Source organism: Streptomyces sp. IBSBF 3136 (assembly GCF_036815105.1).
Taxonomy (GTDB): Bacteria; Actinomycetota; Actinomycetes; order Streptomycetales; family Streptomycetaceae; genus Streptomyces.
Genome location: NZ_JAJSZC010000511.1, coordinates 1 through 342, shown reverse-complemented (window position 1 = coordinate 342; position 342 = coordinate 1). Strand labels below are relative to the sequence as shown.

Sequence of the window (342 nt, the reverse complement as noted above, 5' to 3'; positions counted from 1 at the left end):
CGTGGTGGGGGGAGCTTCTCGGGCTTCGTCGGTGCGGGGGGTCTCGGCGGTCTCGGGGGTCTCCTCGTCGCCGCTCGCCGGGCGGTGTTCGGGGATGGAGGGCTCGGTGCGGGCGTCGGCGGGTCCGGCCTGGGGCGGAGGGCTCGTCGTGTCGTCCTGGCCGGGCCGGGCATCCGGACGCTCGTCGGCGCCGGAATGTGAGGCAGGGGCCTGCGTCGCGCTCGGCCCGCCGGCCTCGCTACGGGTCCGGCCGGTCAGCCGGCTGCGCAATGACGAGGTGCGGGGAGGTGCGGCGGACGGGGACGCGTCCGCCGTAGGCGATGCGGGGGCCGGGACGGGATC

1 pseudogene is annotated in these 342 nt (G+C 77.8%); it reads left to right on the top strand.

Features of this window, described 5'->3' with window-relative positions:
- Positions 1–201, top strand: a pseudogene (locus V7E45_RS40505) (hypothetical protein); the annotation flags it as partial.
- Between the last annotated feature and the right edge of the window lie 141 nt (positions 202–342).